Annotated in this window: 1 pseudogene; it reads left to right on the forward strand. The window is 60.3% G+C overall.

The annotated features are described in order from the left end of the window. Positions 1 to 239, forward strand: a pseudogene (locus tag SB751_RS34825) (polysaccharide deacetylase); the annotation flags it as partial.

Consider the following 239-nt stretch of genomic DNA (forward strand, 5'->3'; position numbering starts at 1 on the left):
CTGGTATCTCGACGATCTGCCGCCGATGATGTTCATCAAAAAGTCGCCGAACAGCCACGGCTTCGTGAATCCGCGCGACATCGAGCAGATGTGGCGCGACCAGTTCGACTGGGTGTATCGCGAGCACGATTACGCGGTGTTTCCGATCACGATCCATCCGGACGTGTCGGGCCGCCCGCAGGTGCTGCTGATGCTCGAACGCCTGATCGCGCATTTCAGATCGCACGAAGGCGTGCGCT

The sequence above is a fragment of the Cupriavidus sp. SIMBA_020 genome (assembly GCF_046535395.1).
Lineage (GTDB): Bacteria > Pseudomonadota > Gammaproteobacteria > Burkholderiales > Burkholderiaceae > Cupriavidus > Cupriavidus campinensis.